The following is a 17,980-nucleotide window of genomic DNA, read 5'->3' on the forward strand; positions in this document are numbered from 1 at the left end:
GCGATAGCGCTTAATCTTCGTTACGTCGTGACAGTATCCCGCGCAAGGAGTCCGCTATGAATACCAAAGTCTTTACCCGCAGTGCCGTGGCCATGGCCGTTGCAGTCGCGTTGTCGGCGGGCTATGTGGCCGGGCGCCGCGACGTGCCGCCGCCGCAGGTGATCACCCCGGCGCAGGCCGCGATGATGCCCGCCGAGGCCGCTGCCAAGACCGGCATTCCGGACTTCTCGGGCCTCGTGGAGACCTACGGCCCGGCCGTCGTCAACATCAGTGCGAAGCATGTGGTGAAGCAGGCCTCCATGCGCGGCGGGGCGCAGCAACTGCCGATCGATCCGGGCGATCCGTTCTACCAGTTCTTCAAGCACTTCTACGGCGGCGTGCCCGGCATGGGCGGCGACGGCGGCGGCATGCAGCCCGACACGCCTAGCTCGAGTCTCGGCTCGGGCTTCGTCATCAGCCCGGACGGCTACATTCTCACGAACGCGCATGTTGTGGACGGCGCGAACGTCGTGACCGTGAAGCTCACCGACAAGCGCGAATTCAAGGCCAAGGTCGTGGGCGCGGACAAGCAGTCCGACGTCGCCGTGCTCAAGATCGACGCGAAGGATCTGCCCACCGTGAAGATCGGCGACCCGCGCCAGAGCAAGGTCGGCCAGTGGGTGGTGGCGATCGGCTCGCCGTATGGCTTCGACAACACCGTGACCTCGGGCATCATCAGCGCGAAGTCGCGCTCGCTGCCCGACGAGAACTACACGCCGTTCATCCAGACCGACGTGCCGGTGAACCCCGGCAACTCGGGCGGCCCGCTGTTCAATCTGCAGGGCGAAGTCATCGGCATCAACTCGATGATCTATTCGCAGACGGGCGGCTTCCAGGGCCTTTCGTTCGCAATCCCGATCAATGAGGCCATGAAGGTCAAGGACGAACTCGTCAAGACCGGTCATGTGAGCCGCGGCCGCCTCGGCGTGGCCGTGCAGTCGATGAACCAGACGCTCGCCGACTCGTTCGGCATGGACAAGCCGCGCGGCGCGCTGGTGAGTTCGGTGGACGCAAGCGGTCCGGCCGCGAAGGCGGGCCTGAAGCCCGGCGATGTGATTCTTGCCGTGAACGGCCAGGCGGTGGGCGATTCGGTCGACCTGCCTTCGCTGATCGCGGGCATGAAGCCGGGCACGAAGGCCGACATTCACGTTTGGCGCGACAAGTCGACCAAGGACTTCACGGCGACCATCGGCGCGCTCACCGACAGCAAGCTCGCCTCGAACGACACGCCTAAGTCGCAGATGCAGGGGCGCCTCGGTGTTGCGGTGCGCCCGCTCTCGCCGCAAGAGAAGGGCAATGGCTCGATCGATCACGGCTTGCTGGTCGAGCAGGCGTCCGGCGCCGCGGAAAACGCCGGCATCCAGCCCGGCGACGTGATTCTCGCGGTGAACGGCCGCGCGGTGACGAGCCCCGACCAGCTCAAGCAGATGATCGCGCAAGCGGGTAACAGCATCGCACTCCTGATTCAGCGCGACGACGCGCAGATCTTCGTGCCGGTCGATCTCGGCTGAGCGGGACCCTATTTTTTCACTGCCGCCGTGGGCTTCGCGCCCCGGCGGCAGTTTTCTTTTCAGCGTGTTGTTCATGCCTCACAGTTGGGCATGCATTTTGCGCCGGTTCGATACCGAGGCAATTTGTAAGGAGCATTCACGATGAAGAGGTTCCATCAAGCGCGTCCAGTTCTTTCGACCGTTGCGATTGCGGCGACCCTGACACTCGGTTTCGCGGGCGTCGCGGCAGCGCAGCAAGGCAGTGCGCCGGTGCAGCAGGTGCCGATGCCGCAAGAGAACGCGCCGGCGCAGCAAATGCCGGCGCAGCAAGCACCAATGCAGCAAATGCCGGCGCAGCAAGCACCAATGCAGCAAATGCCGGCGCAGCAAGCGCCGATGCAGCCGATGCCAGCCCAGCAAGGCGGCGCCCACGGTACAGTGAACGGCATGAATCCCGCGAACGGCGCAGTGGGCGGTTCGAGCACCGATATGTCGAGCGCCGGCAACACCAACGGCGGCGGCATGCCGCAAGTGCAGCAGCAAGGCAGCGTGGAGTTCGTGTCGGGCGGTGTCGGCCTCGACGAATCGAAGGCGCTGCAAGCGGCTCGGTCGCAGTGGCCGCTTTCCTTGCGCTTCACCGACCGCAGCGCCGAATTCCTTGCCGACGTGCGCGTGCAGATCGTCGACGCCCGCGGCGCGAGCGTGCTCGATGCGACTGCGCGCGGGCCGTACATGCTCGTGCGCGTGCGCCCGGGGCGCTATACCGTGCACGCGAGCCACAACGGCATCGACAAGACCAGTGCCGTGACGGTGGGCTCGAATGGCAGCGCCCGCGCATCGTTCATCTGGTAAGCCCTGGCGGCGCGCGGCAGCCGAATTCGCGCAAGCCCCCGGAGTTTCGCGGATAATGAAAACCATGGACTTGCCGTGAATTTCCTGGCACCGCTGCCGCGCGACCGGACCTTTTCGCCCCGGCGTGGCTGGGCCGGCAAGTTGACGATAGAACCGGCACGCCGTGCCGGGTGAGGCGCCGCGCGAAAGCGCGGCGGCGCCCATCGCTCAGGGAGCAGACCATGACGGTCGAACCGGATACCGGCCATCGCATCGACATCGTCGTGAACCGTCACCGCGTGCGCGTGATCCACGGCGGCATCACGATTGCCGATACGCTCGCGGCGCTCACGCTCGTCGAGACCGGCAATCCGGACGTCTTTTACTTCCCGCGCGCCGACGTGAACATGGCGCGGCTCGAACGCTCCACACGCACCGAAGCCTGCCCGCACAAGGGCGAGGCGTCCTTTTACCACCTGCGCACCGAGGATGGCTGCGTCGAGGACGCCGCATGGAGCTACGAGACGCCACTCGAGGCGGTGCGCGGCATCAAGACCTATCTGGCGTTTCACGCCGGGCGCGTGGACCGCATCGATCAGACCTCCTGAGAAAGCGCCCGAGCGCTCGACTATTGATCGCCGATTGATGCTCTCACCCGCCGAACGACCTGAAGGAACTTCTCGAACCGCCACCGGGGAGCCGCCATGGAACTGAACGATGCGTTGAGGATTCCGCTCGAGCCGTCTGCCGTCTGGCAGGCGCTGCAGGAGGTCGCGCTCGTGCGGGCGAGTCTGGAGCATTGCGAGTCGTTCAGGCGGCTCGGCCCCGGCGAGTATGCGATCACGCTGACCGTGCCACTCGGACCGCTGCGCGCGCGTTACGAAGTGCGCGCTCACATCGCCAGCGACGTTGCGACGGTGCCGCTCACGCCGCGCCGGGTGCTGAGCTTTCGCGCGCGCGCCGACGGCATCGGTTCGCTGCGCGGCCAGATCGACGTCGCACTGCGCGAGGAGGAACCGGCCGCGATGGGCAAGGGCGCGAGCACGCGCATCGACTATTCGGTGTGGGCCACGCTGACCGGGCCGCTGGGCGAACTGCCGCCGCGTCAGATCGAAAACGCGCTGCACGAACTCGCCGACGAGTTCTTCACCGAATTTTGCGCCGTGGTTGCGGCCAAGCATGGACGGGCGCCGAACCGCGCGCGTGGCGAGGCGCCCCGGCGTCAGCATGTGTTTTTGCGGCCCATCAATCTCGCGGCGGTCGCGCGGCGTGCGCATCTGCTCCCGCAAGCGGGCGGCACGCTCTCGGGCCGCGCCGCGGGCACGCTTCATCACGAGCCTGCGCCGCACGTGATGCCGAACTGGGTTTGGGCCGCGATGATCTTTTTCGTCGCGCTGCTGTTTTACGTCGCGCGGCGTCTTGCGGAAGGCTGAGGCCGCGCGGCTTCACATCACCCTCACATTCTTTCACGTCCCCCGGAACTCCCGTCGCCATGCCGACGGCGAGGTCCTGAATGCCTCCACGAAATGCTGGCGCAGCGACGCGGCCGAACCAAAGCCCGCGCCCTGCGCGATGGCGTCGATCGGCTGGTCGGTGGTTTCGAGCAGTTGCTGCGCGCGGGCGAGCCGCTCGCCGAGCAGCCACGCGCTCACGGTGGCGCCTGTCGTCAGGCGGAATTGGCGGGTGAAGGTGCGGCGGCTCATGAGCGCGCGCTGCGCAAGCGAGTCGAGCGTATGCGGCGTGTCGAGATGAGCGCGGATCCAGTCGAGCAGGCTCGAGAGCCGGTCGCCGCGCCCGCGCGCCGCCACGGGTTGCTGCACGTACTGCGCCTGGCTGCCCTGGCGATGCGGCGGCACCACTAACCGCCGCGCCACGTAGTTGGCCGACTGCGTGCCGGCGAGGCGCCGCAGCAGATGCAGGCAGCAGTCGAGACCCGCTGCCGTACCCGCCGAAGTGAGGATGTCGCCGTCGTCGACATAGAGGACATCGGGATCGAAGCGCACTTGCGGGAACTGGCGCGCGAAGGCGTCCGCGGCGGCCCAGTGCGTGGTGGCCGGGCGGCCGTCGAGCAAGCCCGCGTGCGCGAGCACGAAGGCGCCGAAACACAGGCCCACGAGCACCGCGCCGCGTGCGTGCGCCGCGCGCAGCGCTTCGCACAGCGCGCCGGGCGGCACTTCTTCGGCATCGCGCCAGCTTGGCACGACGACCACGTCGGCGTGTTCGAGCGCTTCGAGGCCGCAGGACGCGCCGATCGTAAAGCCGGCCGTCGTCGCGAGCGGCCCCGGTTCCGCGGCGCAGACGATCAGCTCGAACGGCGGCACGCCGCCTTCGGGGCGCGGTTCGCCAAACACGATGCACGGCACCGAGAGATGAAACGGGATGATGCGATCGAACGCGAGCACGGTAATGCGGCGCGCGGCCGGCGCTGCTGCGGGCGTTGGGGTTGTCGTTGACGCTGTCGCGGTGGGTGCGGTGGGTGCGGTGGCCGGCGTCGGGGTACGGGGAGCGGTGGGCATCGATCGCTTGCGAGTCGGGTGGGGGAGTGAGCACGTATCATTCGCCCACGTTTGGCCCAATTCTATCGAAAGTTGTCATTTGGGCCACTGTGCGCGTCCGATGCGCCACCCGAGAATGCCTCCATCGCAGCCGGGTTGCCTGGCCGGCCGCGGATTCCATCGAGTTTCCACCCGGATTTCCCCCGGTTTTCTCGCCAGGCTCATATCGAAGAAGGAGGTATCGCCATGTCCGCAACTCCCCGCCGTGCGCTGATCATCATCGACGTGCAAAACGAATACATCACCGGCGACCTGCCGATCGAATACCCGGACGTGCAGACGTCGCTCGCCAACGTGGGCCGCGCGATCGACGCCGCACGCGCCGCTGGCGTGCCGGTCGTGGTGGTGCAGAACTTCGCGCCCGTCGGGTCGCCGCTGTTCGCGCGCGGCAGCGTCGGCGCCGAGCTGCACCCCGTGGTGGCTTCGCGCCAGCGCGATCATTACGTGGAAAAGGCGTTGCCGAGCGCCTTCGCGGGCACCGATCTCGCCGCATGGCTCGCCGCGCACCACATCGACACGCTGGCCGTTGCCGGCTACATGACGCACAACTGCGACGCGTCCACGGTGTTCGATGCGACGCATGCGGGCCTCGCGGTCGAGTTCCTCGAGGACGCCTCGGGCTCGGTGCCCTACGAAAACGCGGCGGGCGCGGCGAGTGCCGAGGAGATCCATCGCGTGTTCAAGGTCGTGATGCACTCGCGCTTCGCGGCGGTCGCGAGCACCGATGCCTGGATTGCCGCGCTCGAAACGGGCGTGCCGCTGGAGCGCGACAACATTTACGCCTCGAATCAGCGCGCGCGGGCCAGCCAGGTGGCGGCTTGATATGGCAGTGATGCCGGATTGATGCCGGACTGATCCCGGCAGGCGGAGGCAGAGCGTCCTCGCGGGCCGCCGCACCCGGGCGGGCCGCTATTCCTTCGCCGCCGGAGCGATGCGCAGCGCCGGGCTGTAGCGCAGCGCGTCGAGCATGGCCTCGACGTGCCGCTCCGCGTTGTGCGCCACGTCGAACATATCGGGCAGGATCGCCATGTCGCGCAGCGCGCCGGTGATGAACGAGTGCAGCACGCGCGTCGCGCGCGGGGCGTCGAGATCGGCGGGCAACTGCCCCTTGGACATCGCGTTGCGCAAGCCTTCCTCGATGCGCACGAGGCCCTCGCGCATATTGCCCTGATGGCGCGCCATGACCGGGCCCATTTCCTCCACGAACTCGCACTTCAGAAACAGGATCTCGAACACGCGCCGGCGCTTCGCGTCGGTGGCGGTGTCGCGCAGGCACAGCACGCACAGGTCCTTGATGCGCCCGAGCGGGTTGGGCTCGTCCGGGTCGACCGTGGCCGCCTTCATCTCGTCGAGCGGCAGCACCACGCGGTCGAACATGGCGGTAAAGAGGTCGCCCTTGTTCTCGAAATGCCAGTAGATCGCCCCGCGCGTGACGCCGGCGGCCTGGGCGATGTCGGCGAGCGAACTGCGCGATACGCCTTTTTCGAAAAAGACGTGCTCTGCGGCATCGAGAATGCGGTTGCGCGTCTCCAGCGCTTCCTCTTTCGTGCGTCGGACCATGGAGGTTACTGCTCAATATGTGGGTTATCGGGGAAAGAAAGCATATAAGAGTCGGATCAGCAATGTATTAATTTGTAATACACACGTCGTGTGCCGAACGCTCTTGTGCAGCCTCGGAATCGGAACGATTTGTTCTTATACATTCATTCGCGAATGTATCTATAATACCACCCCACCACCTGGATGCCTCAAGAATTGATGTCCGGTTAATATCCGTCACTGGCCACTAGTCGTAGAAACCCCAGTGCGCGCCGTTTGCTTACGTTGTGCGCCAAAACGAAGTCGCTCGGACGGATGTTGTGCAAACCGGTATCGCGCCATTCCTGAAGCACCGGGTTATCCGTCAGTTATTGCAGATGCTGGCGTGTGCCGCCGTTCTTCCTCACGAAGGAAGAACGCCGCACGCTTTTATTGTCAGTTATAGACAGAGGTTGCTCCATGCGCGTCGAACGGGTTCCATTCCGCCTAATCACCTTCGCGACGGCTGCCGTAGTGCTCGCAGCGTGCGGGCAAAAAAACACCGCTCCGCCGCCGCAAACCCCCGAAGTCGGCGTGATCGCCGTCCAGCCCACGTCCGTGCCGGTCGTGACCGAACTGCCGGGCCGCACCAATGCCTTCCTCGTCGCGCAGGTGCGCGCGCGGGTCGACGGCATCGTGCTGCGCCGCGAATTCACCGAGGGTTCAGTCGTGAAGGCGGGCCAGCGTTTGTACAAGATCGACCCGGCGCCGTACATCGCCATCCTCAATAACGCCAAGGCCTCGCTCGCGAAGGCGAAGGCGAATCTCGTCACGCAGAACGCGCTCGTCGCGCGCTACAAGGTGCTCGTCGCGGCCAACGCGGTCAGCAAGCAGGACTACGACAACGCCGTGGCCGCGCAAGGCCAGGCACAGGCCGATGTCGATGCGGGCAAGGCCGCGGTCGACACCGCGCAGATCAACCTTGGCTACACCGACGTGGTCTCGCCGATCACCGGCAAGGTCGGTATTTCGCAGGTCACGCCGGGCGCCTACGTGCAGGCGAGCCAGGCGACGCTGATGTCCACCGTGCAGCAAATGGACCCGGTATACGTGGACCTCACGCAGTCGAGCCTCGACGGCCTGAAGCTGCGCCGCGCCGTCGAAGCGGGGCGCCTGAAGACCAATGGGCCCGACGCGGCCAAGGTCTCACTCGTGCTCGAAGACGGCCGCACCTACTCGCAGCAGGGCAAGCTCCAGTTCACCGACGTCACGGTCGACCAGACCACCGGCTCGGTCACGATTCGCGCGCTATTCCCGAACCCCGACCGCGTGCTGCTGCCCGGCATGTTCGTGCGCGCGCGCATCGACGAAGGCACCAACGAGCACGCGTTCCTCGTGCCGCAGGTGGGCGTGCAGCACGACCAGAAGGGCCAGGCCACGGTGCTGCTCGTCGACAAGGACAACAAGGTCGTGCCGCACGTCATTGTCACGTCGGGCACGCAGGGCCAGGACTGGATCGTCGAAAGCGGCCTGAACGCGGGCGACCGCGTGATCGTGCAGGGCACCGAGAAGGTTCGCCCGGGCGCAACGGTGAAGGCGGTCGATGCGCATCTGCCGCCGCCGCCGCCGCCAGGCGCGCCTTCGGCGGACCAGGCGACGGCTGCGGGTCTCGCGGGCGCGAGCGGCGCTTCGGGGGCATCCGGAGCCGGCGCATCGGCGGCTCACGCTGCCTCCGCACCCGCTGCTTCCGCTGCGCAATAACAGGGAGCCTGCTTCATGGCAAAGTTCTTTATCGATCGCCCGATTTTTGCATGGGTGATCGCCATCATCCTGATGCTGGCGGGCGTGGCGTCGGTGTTCACGCTGCCGGTCGCGCAGTATCCGACCATCGCGCCGCCCTCCATTCAGATCAGCGCGAATTATCCCGGCGCATCGGCCAAGACGGTGGAAGACACGGTCACCCAGGTGATCGAGCAGCAGATGAGCGGTCTCGACCACTTGCTGTATCTTTCGTCCACTTCCGATGACTCGGGCACGGCCACTATCACGCTGACCTTCGCCGCCGGCACCAATCCGGACATCGCGCAGGTGCAGGTGCAGAACAAGCTGCAGCTCGCCACGCCGGTCCTGCCGCAGGTGGTGCAGCAGCTCGGCATCAGCGTCACGAAGTCGAGCAGCAGCTTCCTGCTCGTGCTCGCGTTCGTGTCGCAAGACGGCAGCATGAGCAAGTATGACCTCGCGAACTACGTGGCGTCGAACGTGAAGGACCCGATCAGCCGTATCGACGGCGTGGGCACGGTGACGCTGTTCGGCTCGCAGTACGCGATGCGCATCTGGCTCGATCCGAACAAGCTCACGAACTACAACCTCACGCCATCGGACGTCTCGGCCGCGATCAGCGCGCAGAACGTGCAGATCGCGGGCGGCCAGCTGGGCGGCACGCCGTCGGTGGCGGGGCAGGCGTTCCAGGCGACCATCACCGAATCGACGCTGCTGCGCACGCCCGAGCAGTTCGGCAACATCCTGCTGAAGGTGAACCAGGACGGCTCGCAGGTGCGCTTGAAGGACGTGGCGCGAATTGCGCTCGGCGGCGAAACGTATAACTTCGATACGAAGTACAGCGGCGCGCCTACTGCGGGCCTCGGCATTCAGCTCGCGACGGGCGCCAACGCGCTGCAGACCGCGAAGCTCGTGCGCCAGAAGATCGACAGCCTCTCGAAGTACTTCCCGCACGGTCTGGTCGTGCAGTACCCGTACGACACCACGCCGTTCGTGCGCCTGTCGATCGAGGAAGTGATCAAGACGCTGCTCGAAGGTATCGTGCTGGTGTTCCTCGTGATGTACCTGTTCCTGCAGAACCTGCGCGCCACGCTGATTCCGACCATCGCGGTGCCGGTGGTGCTGCTGGGCACGTTCGCGATCATGGGGATGGTGGGCTTCTCCATCAATACGCTCTCGATGTTCGGCCTCGTGCTCGCCATCGGCCTGCTCGTGGACGACGCCATCGTGGTGGTGGAGAACGTCGAGCGGGTGATGGTGGAAGAGGGCCTGGGGCCGAAGGAAGCGACCAGGAAGGCGATGGGCCAGATCACCGGCGCACTCGTGGGCGTGGCGCTCGTGCTCTCCGCGGTGTTCGTGCCGGTGGCGTTCTCGGGCGGCTCGGTGGGCGCCATCTACCGGCAGTTCTCGCTCACGATCGTGGCGGCGATGGTGCTGTCCGTGCTCGTCGCGCTGATTCTCACGCCGGCGCTGTGCGCGACCATTCTCAAGCCGATCCCGAAGGGCCACCACGAAGAGAAGAAGGGCTTCTTCGGCTGGTTCAACCGCACCTTCGAGACGAGTCGCGACAAGTATCACAGCGGCGTGTATCACGTCATCAAGCGCTCGGGCCGCTGGCTCATCATCTATCTCGCGCTGATCGTCGCGGTCGGGCTGCTGTTCGTGCGCCTGCCGAAGTCGTTCCTGCCCGATGAAGACCAGGGCACGATGTTCGTGATCGTGCAGACGCCCTCGGGCTCGACCCAGGAAACCACGGCGCGCACGCTCGCCAACATCACGGATTACCTGCTCAAGGACGAAGGCAGCATCGTCGAGTCGGTGTTCACGGTGAACGGCTTCAGCTTCGCGGGCCGCGGCCAGAACTCGGGCCTCGCGTTCGTGAGGCTCAAGGACTACAAGGAGCGCCAGCACGCGGACCAGAAGGTGCAGGCGCTGGTGCACCGCATGTTCGCGCACTACGCGGGCTACAAGGACGCGATGGTGTTCCCGGTGAATCCGCCTTCGATTCCTGAACTGGGCACGGCCTCGGGCTTCGACTTCGAGTTGCAGGACCGCGGCGGTCTCGGCCACGAGAAGCTGATGGAAGCGCGCAACATGCTGCTCGGCATGGCGGCGAAGGATCCGTCGCTCGCGGTCGTGCGCCCGAACGGCCTGAACGACACGCCGCAGTACAAGGTGGACATCGACCGCGAGAAGGCGAATGCGCTCGGCGTGACGTCGGCTGCGATCGACCAGACCTTCTCGATCGCGTGGGCGTCGCAGTACGTGAACAACTTCCTCGATACGGACGGCCGTATCAAGAAGGTGTACGTGCAGTCCGACGCACCGTTCCGCATGACGCCAGACGATATGAACATCTGGTACGTGCGCAACGGCTCGGGCGGGATGGTGCCGTTCAGCGCGTTCGCGAGCGGCCACTGGACGTATGGGTCGCCCAAGCTCGAGCGCTATAACGGCATCTCGGCGATGGAAATCCAGGGTCAGGCGGCCCCGGGCAAGTCGACGGGCCAGGCCATGACGGCCATGGAGCAGATCGCGGCGAAGCTGCCCGCGGGCATCGGCTACGAGTGGACGGGCCTGTCGTTCCAGGAAATTCAGTCGGGTTCGCAGGCGCCGATTCTCTACGGCATCTCGATCCTCGTCGTGTTCCTGTGTCTCGCGGCGCTCTACGAGAGCTGGTCGATTCCGTTCGCGGTCATCATGGTGGTGCCGCTCGGCGTGCTCGGCGCGCTGCTCGCGGTGACGCTGCGCGGCCTCGAAAACGACGTGTTCTTCCAGGTGGGGCTCTTAACCACCGTCGGTCTCTCGGCGAAGAACGCGATTCTGATTGTGGAGTTCGCGCGAGATTTGCAGGCCGACGGGAAGATCGGACCGATCGAAGCGGCGCTCGAAGCTTCTCGACTGCGTCTGCGGCCGATTCTGATGACCTCGATGGCGTTCATTCTCGGCGTGCTGCCGCTCGCGATCAGTAACGGCGCGGGCTCGGCATCGCAGCACGCGATCGGCACGGGCGTGATCGGCGGGATGATCACCGCGACGTTCCTCGCGATCTTCATGATCCCGATGTTCTTCGTGGTGATCCGCGCGAAGTTCGCCGGCGAGAAGGAAGACGCCGACACGGCGCTTGCGCATTACGAAGAGCACCACGCGCACGACCATGACGACGAGAACGGCGCCAATGATGGCAAGGGCGGCGCGAATGGTGGTGGCAATGGCGGCGGCGGCAACAGCGGCAACGGCCAGGGCAAGGAAGGACATTGAGATGCATAAACTATCCGTAATTGCAGTGGCCGCCGCAGTGGCCACCGCTGTTCTCGCGGGTTGCACGATGGAGCCGCACTATCAGCGGCCGGACGCGCCGGTGTCGCAGGACTTCCCGCAGGGCGGCGTCTACGCGACGCAGCCCGGCGTGACTGGCGACAGCGGCCAGCCCGGGCGCAGCGCCAACGGCGTCGCGGCCGCCGACATCGGCTGGCGCGACTTCTTCGTCGATCCGCGCCTGCAGCAGCTGGTCGAGATCGCGCTGAAGAACAATCGCGACCTGCGCGTCTCGGTGCTCAACGTCGAGGCGGCGCGCGCGCAGTATCAGATCACGCGCTCCGCGCTGTTCCCGGCCATCGATGGCGTGGCCACCGAGAAGCGCTCGCGCGTGCCGAACGATCTGCTGTCCTCGCCGCTGCAACCGAATCCGTCCAGCGTCTACAACGTGGGCTTGCAGGCATCCTGGGAAATCGACTTCTGGGGGCGCATCCGCAGCCTGAAGGACCAGGCGCTCGCGCAATACCTGTCAACGGCGCAGGCGCGCAAGGCGGCGGAGATCTCGCTCGTTTCGCAGGTCGCCGACCAGTACCTGGCGATGCTCGCCGACGACGACTTGCTGAAGGTCACGCAGGACACTCTCAAGACGGCGCAGGATTCGTACAACATCGCGAAGGCGCAGTTCGACACCGGCACCGGCACCGAACTCGATCTGCGCCAGGCGCAGACCGTCGTGGAAAACGCGCAGGCCAACCTGCAGGCGCAACTGCGCGCCCGCGCGCAGGCCGAGAACGCGCTCGTGCTGCTGATTGGCGAGCCGCTGCCGGCCGATCTCGCGCAGGGCCTGCCGCTCGGCAGCCAGAACCTGCTGACCGATATCCCGGCGGGGTTGCCTTCGGACCTGCTTACGCGGCGTCCGGACATCATGGAGGCCGAGCAGAACCTGCTCGCGGCGAACGCCAATATTGGCGCGGCGCGCGCAGCGTTCTTCCCGAAGGTCTCGCTCACGGCGGCGTTCGGCACCGAAAGCCTCTCGCTCGGGGGGCTCTTCAAGGCGGGCACGGCGGCGTGGAGCTTCGCGCCGCAGATCACGATGCCGATCTTCGAAGGCGGCGCGAACATCGCGAATCTCGATCTCGCGCACGTCGAGAAGCGCATCGAAATCGCCAACTACGAGAAGGCAATCCAGTCGGCGTTCCGCGAAGTGGCCGATGGGCTCGCGGCGCGCGGCACCTACGATCAGCAGATCGGGGCGCTCCAGCGCAGCACCTTCGCAAACCAGCGCACGCTCGATCTCTCGGAACTACGCTACAAGAACGGCGTGGACAGCTATTTGCCGGTGCTGGCCGCGCAGACCAGCCTGTACCAGTCGCAGCAGGCACTCGTCACGGCGCGGCTCGCGCGGCTGACCAACCTCGTCGATCTGTATCGCGCGCTGGGCGGCGGCTGGATCGAGCACGCGGGCGAGGCGCCGCGTCCGGCCGATGCGCCGGTCGATTACGGCGCAGCCAGCGCACCGGCGGCGGCTTCGGCGCCGGCGGGTTGAGCCATGTGAGCACGGACCGCGTTTTACGTGGTACGAACGATAAAAGCCACGGGAGACCGTGGCTTTTTTTTTCGAGTGCATTCGGGAAGCCCGGGCAGGCAACTCCGAGCACTCGGCAGCGGGCATTGGGCAGTAAATTGCATGCGGCAGGGCGGGGCGTCTTCGATGCCGCCTGGCCGCTGCTCCGCGCATCGGGCGATAACGCCGCCCAAAAACAAAAAAGGCGTCACGGTTTCCCGTGACGCCAAACCAGCAAAAGGCCCCGGCGCGCATGTCTATCATCCGGCCGGGGCGCCTCTCGCGTCGACTCAGTGTGCTGCCGTGCGCGGCATGCCTTGTCCTGCTTCCGTCGAGCCATGCTCGCTTTCGTTCGACTGGGTGCCGTCGAAGTCGTGGCCGACCTGGTGGATGTCGTGTTCTGCGGCTGCTTCGCTCTTTGCGCCGTTGAAAATCAGGTTCAGGACCACGGCCGAAACCGAGGCCAGCAGAATGCCGCTATGCAGCAGCGGCGAGAGCGCCGGCGGCAGTTGCGAGAAGAACTTCGGCGAGACCACCGGCACGAGACCGAAGCCCACGCTCACGGCGACGATGAACAGGTTGTGATGGTTCTTCACGAAGTCGACCTTCGAGAGCACCTTGATGCCGTTCGCAGCCACCATGCCGAACATCACGAGGCCCGCGCCGCCCAGCACGAACGGGGGCACTGAAGCAACAACCTGAGCCATCTTCGGGAACAGGCCGAGCGCCACCAGAATCACGCCGCCCGTTGCGCACACAAAGCGGCTCTTCACGCCCGTCACGCCGATGAGGCCGACGTTCTGCGAGAACGAGGTATGCGGGAACGAGTTGAAGATGCCGCCGATCATCGTGCCCAGACCGTCGACGCGCAGACCGCGCACCAGCGTTGCCTGGTCGACCGGACGATCCACCATGTCGCCTACGGCGAGGAACATGCCCGTCGACTCGATGAAGGTCACGAACATCACGATCACCATCGTTGCGATCGGCAGGATGTGGAATTTCGGCAGGCCGAAGTGGAACGGCATCACGAAGCCCATCCACTGTGCGTGCGACACGCCATCGAGGTTCACGCGGCCAAGCGCCATCGCGATCGCGAAGCCCGCCACGATGCCGAGCAGAACCGAGATGTTGGCGATGAAGCCGCGGCCGAACTTGTTGATCAGGAGAATCAGCATCAGCACGACGAGCGACAGGCCGAGATAGACCGGATCACCGTAGTTCGGGTTGCCTACGCCGCCAGCTGCCCAGTTGATGCCCACTTCCATGAGCGAGAGGCCGATCACCGCGATCACCGTGCCCACCACGACAGGCGGGAAGAAGCGCAGCAGCTTGCCGATCATCGGTGAGATCACGATGCCTATCGCACCGGCGGCGATGGTCGAGCCGAAGATGTCGAGAATGCCCAGCGAGGGGTTCGTGCCGATGGCGATCATCGGGCCGACCGAGGCAAACGTACAGCCCATGATGACGGGCAGGCGGATACCGAAGATCCAGAGGCCGAGCGTCTGGATCAGTGTTGCAATGCCGCAGGCGAACAGGTCGGCGCTGATGAGGAACGCCACTTGATCCTTCGGCAGTCCCACGGCGCCCCCGACGATGAGCGGCACGGCCACCGCACCCGCATACATCACGAGAACGTGCTGGATTCCGAGCGTGAGAAGCTGGCCGAACGGCAGGCGCTCGTCTACCGGGTGAACCTGGCTCCGAGCCTGGGTTTGGATACCCTGGGATTGCATGTCGTCTCTCTCCGTCTTTGGTTTCAAAATATGGCCTCCAAGGTATTCGCGACGAAAAGAAGCAGCAAGACCACTGGGGACTATTCCGTGCTTTCCGGGGGCGATATGCGCGTGGGGCGCGCGGATCCCCCTATCAGGGTGCGATCAGACTATGCGGAGGACGGTGTTAGCCCGTATGGCGATGCTGCGGCGCATCGTATGAGTACACATGCGACGTTCTGACGCAGCGTTGGGGCCGGTTTTCAGGTGGTTTCAGGCGTTAGTCGCTATTGCGTCGCTTCGGCTGTGATGAGTACGGGGCTCAGGTAGTCGCACATGAAGGGAGCGATGTCGGGGGAAACCAGATGTCAGTCGCCCCGGAAATATATGGGAGATTCATTATGATCTATATTTCGCTTTCCGCATGTACCACATTTTGCATGTCGCAAAAGTCCCTCGGGTTAACCCGCGAATACCTGTAAACGGGATCATTTCGAGGCGCCCGCGGGACCCTCCGCGAGACCACCGGTTATCCTCTCCAGCGCCGTTCTCGACCCCGTCTCCGACCATGAATTTCGCGCTGTCATCATGCGCTTTTTTATCGTCTTTTACTGCTGCCGCGGCTTGTCGCGTTCGATGAGCGGCGCGCGCCAATCTTGATTATGTTTCCGGGCTATTTCGTATGAATGCAATGCCGTCCCGCTTTCTCGGTATCGACCTCGGCACCGGTTCGCTCAAAGTCGCCATTGTCGATGAAGCGGGGGCCGAGCGTGCCGCGGCCAGCGCCGCGTATGCGCTGGAGACGCCGCAGCCCGGCTGGGCCGAGATCGACGTCGAGCGCTGGTGGGACGCGCTCGTGCTGGCGTGCGGGCGTCTGCCCGGGGCCGAGCGCGCGAGGGTGCGCGCAATCGGCTTCTCCGGCCAGATGCATGGCGTCGTGCCGGTCGATGCAGCGGGCCATGCCCTGCGTCGCGCCATGCTGTGGCCCGACACGCGGGCGCGCGCGTTGCTCGAGGCGTGGCCCGGCTCTTCGCACGATAACGTGGAGCATCCGCAGCCGAATCCGGTCGCGCCCGGCATGGCGGGACCATTGCTCTATTGGCTGACGCTGCACGAGCCCGCGATAGCCGACGCCACGCGCTGGGCGTTGCAGCCGAAGGACTGGCTGCGCGTGCGGCTTGCGGGTTCGGCGCGGGAGGCCTTCGTGGCCGATCCGTCCGATGCCTGCGCGACTGCGCTTGCCGCGCCCGGCGGTGCGTGGGACTTCGCGCTGATCGAGCGGCTCGGCTTGCCGGCGCGCTGGTTCGCGCCGCTCGCGCCATCGGCGGCGGCTAGCGGCACGCTGTGCGCAGACGCTGCGCGCGCCCTCGGCCTGCCTGCGGGCATCGTGCTTGCCACAGGCGCCGGCGACACGCCGTGCGCGGCGCTCGGCAGTGGCCTGCGCGAAGACGGCGATGCGCTGCTGACCACCGGCACGGGTGGCCAGATCGTCGTCACATCGAGCGTTGAGCCGCCTGCCCGGCGCGGCCTGCATCGCTATCGGTCGGCGAGCGGCGGCTGGTATGCAATGGCCGCGATGCAGAACGTGGGTGTGGCGCTCGAAGCAGCGCGCGGCTGGCTGTCCTGCGATTGGGCCGAGGCTTATGCAGAGGCCTTTGCCGCGCCACCGTCGCAGACGCTCGCCTTTTTGCCGTACCTGAGCGGCGAGCGCTCGCCGTGGCTCGATCCCGAGGCGCGCGGCGGCTGGCTCGGCGCGGGCCTCGGTGACACGCGCGGCGTGCTCATGCGCGCCGCGTTCGAAGGCGTGGCGTTTGCGTTGCGCGCGGGGCTCGACGCGTTGCGTGGCGCGCCGCAGGACGGGGCTGACGCGAGCCGTGCGAGCCATGTCGATGGCGCGGGTTCGCCGCCAGCGCCGATCACCGTGCTCAAGCTCGCGGGCGGCGGTTCCGTCGATGCGCGCTGGCGTCAATTGCTCGCCGACGTGCTGGGCGCGCGGCTCGATGCGATCGATTGCCCGAATGCGGCTGCGCGTGGTGCGGCGCTGCTGGGCGGCGTCGCCTGCGGCCATTGGCGCATGGACGAACTCGCGACGCTCGCGCCCGCCGCGACCTGTGTGGCGCAGCCGCACGCCGACGCCGCGCTCGCGCAGCGCTACGCGCGCTTCATCGATTTGTATGGCCGCGTGCGCACATGGTTCGCGCCGATGCCGTAACGGGCCGCGCGGTTCCCTTCGTGCCGGATCTCACGGCAAAGGTAAGATCGGCATCGACCTGTTGAAGAAGGGCGAATCGATTCGCCCGGTTGTCCAATCCCAATAGCGAGGGCTAGAGATGCTGGACCAGATTGAAGAGCACGCTTGTTATGGCGGCGTGCAGCGCATCTACAAACACGACTCGAAAACGATCGGCCTGCCGATGCGCTTTTCGGTGTACCTGCCGCCCCAGGCGCGCGAGCGCAAGGTGCCGGGACTGTTTTATCTGGCGGGTCTGACCTGCACCGAAGAGACTTTCCCGATCAAGGCGGGCGCGCAGCGCTTCGCCGCGCAGCACGGCATCGCGCTGATCGCGCCCGACACGAGCCCGCGCGGCGCGAACGTGCCCGGCGAAGCCGAGGCCTGGGACTTCGGCGTGGGCGCGGGCTTCTACGTCGACGCCACGCGCGAGCCGTGGTCGAAGCATTGGCGCATGTACTCGTACGTGCGTGACGAACTGCGCGAGGCCGTGACGGAGAACCTGCCCGTGGACGGCGCGCGGCTCGGCATCTTCGGTCATTCGATGGGCGGGCATGGCGCGTTGATGCTCGCGCTGCGCAACCCCGATATCTATCGCTCGGTGTCGGCATTCGCACCGATCGCGGCGCCCACGCGCTGCCCGTGGGGCGAGAAAGCGTTCTCCGGCTATCTGGGCGACGACCGCGAAGCGTGGAAGCAATACGACGCAAGCGAACTGGTGGGCAAGGCCGCGCGCAAGTTCGAAGCCGGCATCCTCGTCGATCAGGGCATGGCCGACTCGTTCTTGCCGAACCAGTTGAACCCGGATGTGTTCGAAGCCGCGTGCAAGGCGGCGGGGCAGCCGCTCACGCTGCGCCGTCACGAAGGCTACGATCACGGCTACTTCTTCATCCAGAGCTTTATCGAGGACCATCTGGCGCATCACGCGCGGGTGCTCGCGAAGTAACTCACCCCGCGTGGCAAGGGCCTCCACGCTGCGCGTCGAGGCCCTTTTTCTT

Annotated in this window: 13 protein-coding genes; 10 read left to right on the forward strand and 3 right to left on the reverse strand. The window is 65.9% G+C overall.

Features of this window, described 5'->3' with window-relative positions; genetic code table 11:
• Positions 1-56 precede the first annotated feature (56 nt).
• From PWP93_RS01020 to PWP93_RS01035, 4 genes are all read left to right on the forward strand, one after another.
• Positions 57-1,550, forward strand: coding sequence for a DegQ family serine endoprotease (locus PWP93_RS01020; protein WP_421043143.1), 1,494 nt, complete (start codon positions 57-59; stop codon positions 1,548-1,550).
• Positions 1,551-1,934: 384 nt separating this feature from the next.
• Positions 1,935-2,381 (forward strand): carboxypeptidase regulatory-like domain-containing protein, encoded by a 447-nt coding sequence (locus tag PWP93_RS01025; protein WP_421044974.1) that lies wholly within the window; start codon positions 1,935-1,937, stop codon positions 2,379-2,381.
• Positions 2,382-2,602: 221 nt separating this feature from the next.
• Positions 2,603-2,968 (forward strand): DUF427 domain-containing protein, encoded by a 366-nt coding sequence (locus PWP93_RS01030; RefSeq protein ID WP_421043144.1) that lies wholly within the window; start codon positions 2,603-2,605, stop codon positions 2,966-2,968.
• A 96-nt stretch (positions 2,969-3,064) separates the two neighbouring features.
• Positions 3,065-3,793 (forward strand): CoxG family protein, encoded by a 729-nt coding sequence (locus PWP93_RS01035; protein WP_421024671.1) that lies wholly within the window; start codon positions 3,065-3,067, stop codon positions 3,791-3,793.
• 33 nt (positions 3,794-3,826) lie between these two features.
• On the opposite strand, the gene PWP93_RS01040 is transcribed toward PWP93_RS01035, so the two are convergent.
• Complete coding sequence (locus tag PWP93_RS01040; RefSeq protein ID WP_421043145.1) at positions 3,827-4,876, reverse strand: helix-turn-helix domain-containing protein; 1,050 nt, start codon at positions 4,874-4,876, stop codon at positions 3,827-3,829.
• A gap of 225 nt (positions 4,877-5,101) precedes the next feature.
• On the opposite strand from PWP93_RS01040, the gene PWP93_RS01045 reads away from it, so the two are divergent.
• Positions 5,102-5,737, forward strand: coding sequence for a cysteine hydrolase family protein (locus tag PWP93_RS01045; protein ID WP_421043146.1), 636 nt, complete (start codon positions 5,102-5,104; stop codon positions 5,735-5,737).
• Between the two features lie 87 nt (positions 5,738-5,824).
• Here PWP93_RS01045 and PWP93_RS01050 read toward each other — a convergent pair whose 3' ends face one another.
• Positions 5,825-6,475, reverse strand: a complete 651-nt coding sequence (locus PWP93_RS01050; protein WP_421043147.1) for a TetR family transcriptional regulator — start codon at positions 6,473-6,475, stop codon at positions 5,825-5,827.
• A 438-nt stretch (positions 6,476-6,913) separates the two neighbouring features.
• On the opposite strand from PWP93_RS01050, the gene PWP93_RS01055 reads away from it, so the two are divergent.
• Genes PWP93_RS01055 through PWP93_RS01065 form a run of 3 tightly spaced genes read left to right on the forward strand, consistent with a single transcriptional unit; the run spans position 6,914 to position 13,016 of the window.
• The gene (locus PWP93_RS01055) at positions 6,914-8,194 is read left to right on the forward strand and encodes an efflux RND transporter periplasmic adaptor subunit (RefSeq protein WP_421043148.1); all 1,281 of its coding nucleotides are present in this window, start codon (positions 6,914-6,916) and stop codon (positions 8,192-8,194) included.
• A 15-nt stretch (positions 8,195-8,209) separates the two neighbouring features.
• Positions 8,210-11,473, forward strand: coding sequence for an efflux RND transporter permease subunit (locus PWP93_RS01060; protein WP_421043149.1), 3,264 nt, complete (start codon positions 8,210-8,212; stop codon positions 11,471-11,473).
• 1 nt (position 11,474) lies between these two features.
• A complete protein-coding gene (locus tag PWP93_RS01065; protein ID WP_421043150.1) occupies positions 11,475-13,016 on the forward strand; it encodes an efflux transporter outer membrane subunit in 1,542 nt (513 codons plus the stop codon).
• Between the two features lie 308 nt (positions 13,017-13,324).
• On the opposite strand, the gene PWP93_RS01070 is transcribed toward PWP93_RS01065, so the two are convergent.
• Positions 13,325-14,773 carry a nucleobase:cation symporter-2 family protein gene (locus PWP93_RS01070; protein WP_421043151.1) on the reverse strand — a complete coding sequence of 483 codons (1,449 nt, stop codon included), beginning with the start codon at positions 14,771-14,773 and terminating at the stop codon, positions 13,325-13,327.
• 670 nt (positions 14,774-15,443) lie between these two features.
• On the opposite strand from PWP93_RS01070, the gene PWP93_RS01075 reads away from it, so the two are divergent.
• Positions 15,444-16,964, forward strand: coding sequence for an FGGY family carbohydrate kinase (locus PWP93_RS01075; RefSeq protein WP_421043152.1), 1,521 nt, complete (start codon positions 15,444-15,446; stop codon positions 16,962-16,964).
• Positions 16,965-17,082: 118 nt separating this feature from the next.
• Positions 17,083-17,928 (forward strand): S-formylglutathione hydrolase, encoded by an 846-nt coding sequence (gene fghA, locus PWP93_RS01080; RefSeq protein ID WP_421043153.1) that lies wholly within the window; start codon positions 17,083-17,085, stop codon positions 17,926-17,928.
• Positions 17,929-17,980 lie beyond the last annotated feature (52 nt).

This window comes from Paraburkholderia sp. A1RI-2L, assembly GCF_048957375.1.
In the GTDB taxonomy this organism is placed as follows: domain Bacteria; phylum Pseudomonadota; class Gammaproteobacteria; order Burkholderiales; family Burkholderiaceae; genus Paraburkholderia.

What these genes read in the sequence shown, in the direction of transcription:
- PWP93_RS01040 (WP_421043145.1), bottom strand. Translation starts at nt 4,876, where the DNA reads ATGCCCACCGCTCCCCGTACCCCGACGCCGGCCACCGCACCCACCGCA.
- PWP93_RS01020 (WP_421043143.1), top strand. Translation starts at nt 57, where the DNA reads ATGAATACCAAAGTCTTTACCCGCAGTGCCGTGGCCATGGCCGTTGCA.
- PWP93_RS01055 (WP_421043148.1), top strand. Translation starts at nt 6,914, where the DNA reads ATGCGCGTCGAACGGGTTCCATTCCGCCTAATCACCTTCGCGACGGCT.
- PWP93_RS01025 (WP_421044974.1), top strand. Translation starts at nt 1,935, where the DNA reads ATGCCAGCCCAGCAAGGCGGCGCCCACGGTACAGTGAACGGCATGAAT.
- PWP93_RS01065 (WP_421043150.1), top strand. Translation starts at nt 11,475, where the DNA reads ATGCATAAACTATCCGTAATTGCAGTGGCCGCCGCAGTGGCCACCGCT.
- PWP93_RS01035 (WP_421024671.1), top strand. Translation starts at nt 3,065, where the DNA reads ATGGAACTGAACGATGCGTTGAGGATTCCGCTCGAGCCGTCTGCCGTC.
- PWP93_RS01045 (WP_421043146.1), top strand. Translation starts at nt 5,102, where the DNA reads ATGTCCGCAACTCCCCGCCGTGCGCTGATCATCATCGACGTGCAAAAC.
- PWP93_RS01075 (WP_421043152.1), top strand. Translation starts at nt 15,444, where the DNA reads ATGCCGTCCCGCTTTCTCGGTATCGACCTCGGCACCGGTTCGCTCAAA.
- PWP93_RS01070 (WP_421043151.1), bottom strand. Translation starts at nt 14,773, where the DNA reads ATGCAATCCCAGGGTATCCAAACCCAGGCTCGGAGCCAGGTTCACCCG.
- PWP93_RS01030 (WP_421043144.1), top strand. Translation starts at nt 2,603, where the DNA reads ATGACGGTCGAACCGGATACCGGCCATCGCATCGACATCGTCGTGAAC.
- fghA (WP_421043153.1), top strand. Translation starts at nt 17,083, where the DNA reads ATGCTGGACCAGATTGAAGAGCACGCTTGTTATGGCGGCGTGCAGCGC.
- PWP93_RS01060 (WP_421043149.1), top strand. Translation starts at nt 8,210, where the DNA reads ATGGCAAAGTTCTTTATCGATCGCCCGATTTTTGCATGGGTGATCGCC.
- PWP93_RS01050 (WP_421043147.1), bottom strand. Translation starts at nt 6,475, where the DNA reads ATGGTCCGACGCACGAAAGAGGAAGCGCTGGAGACGCGCAACCGCATT.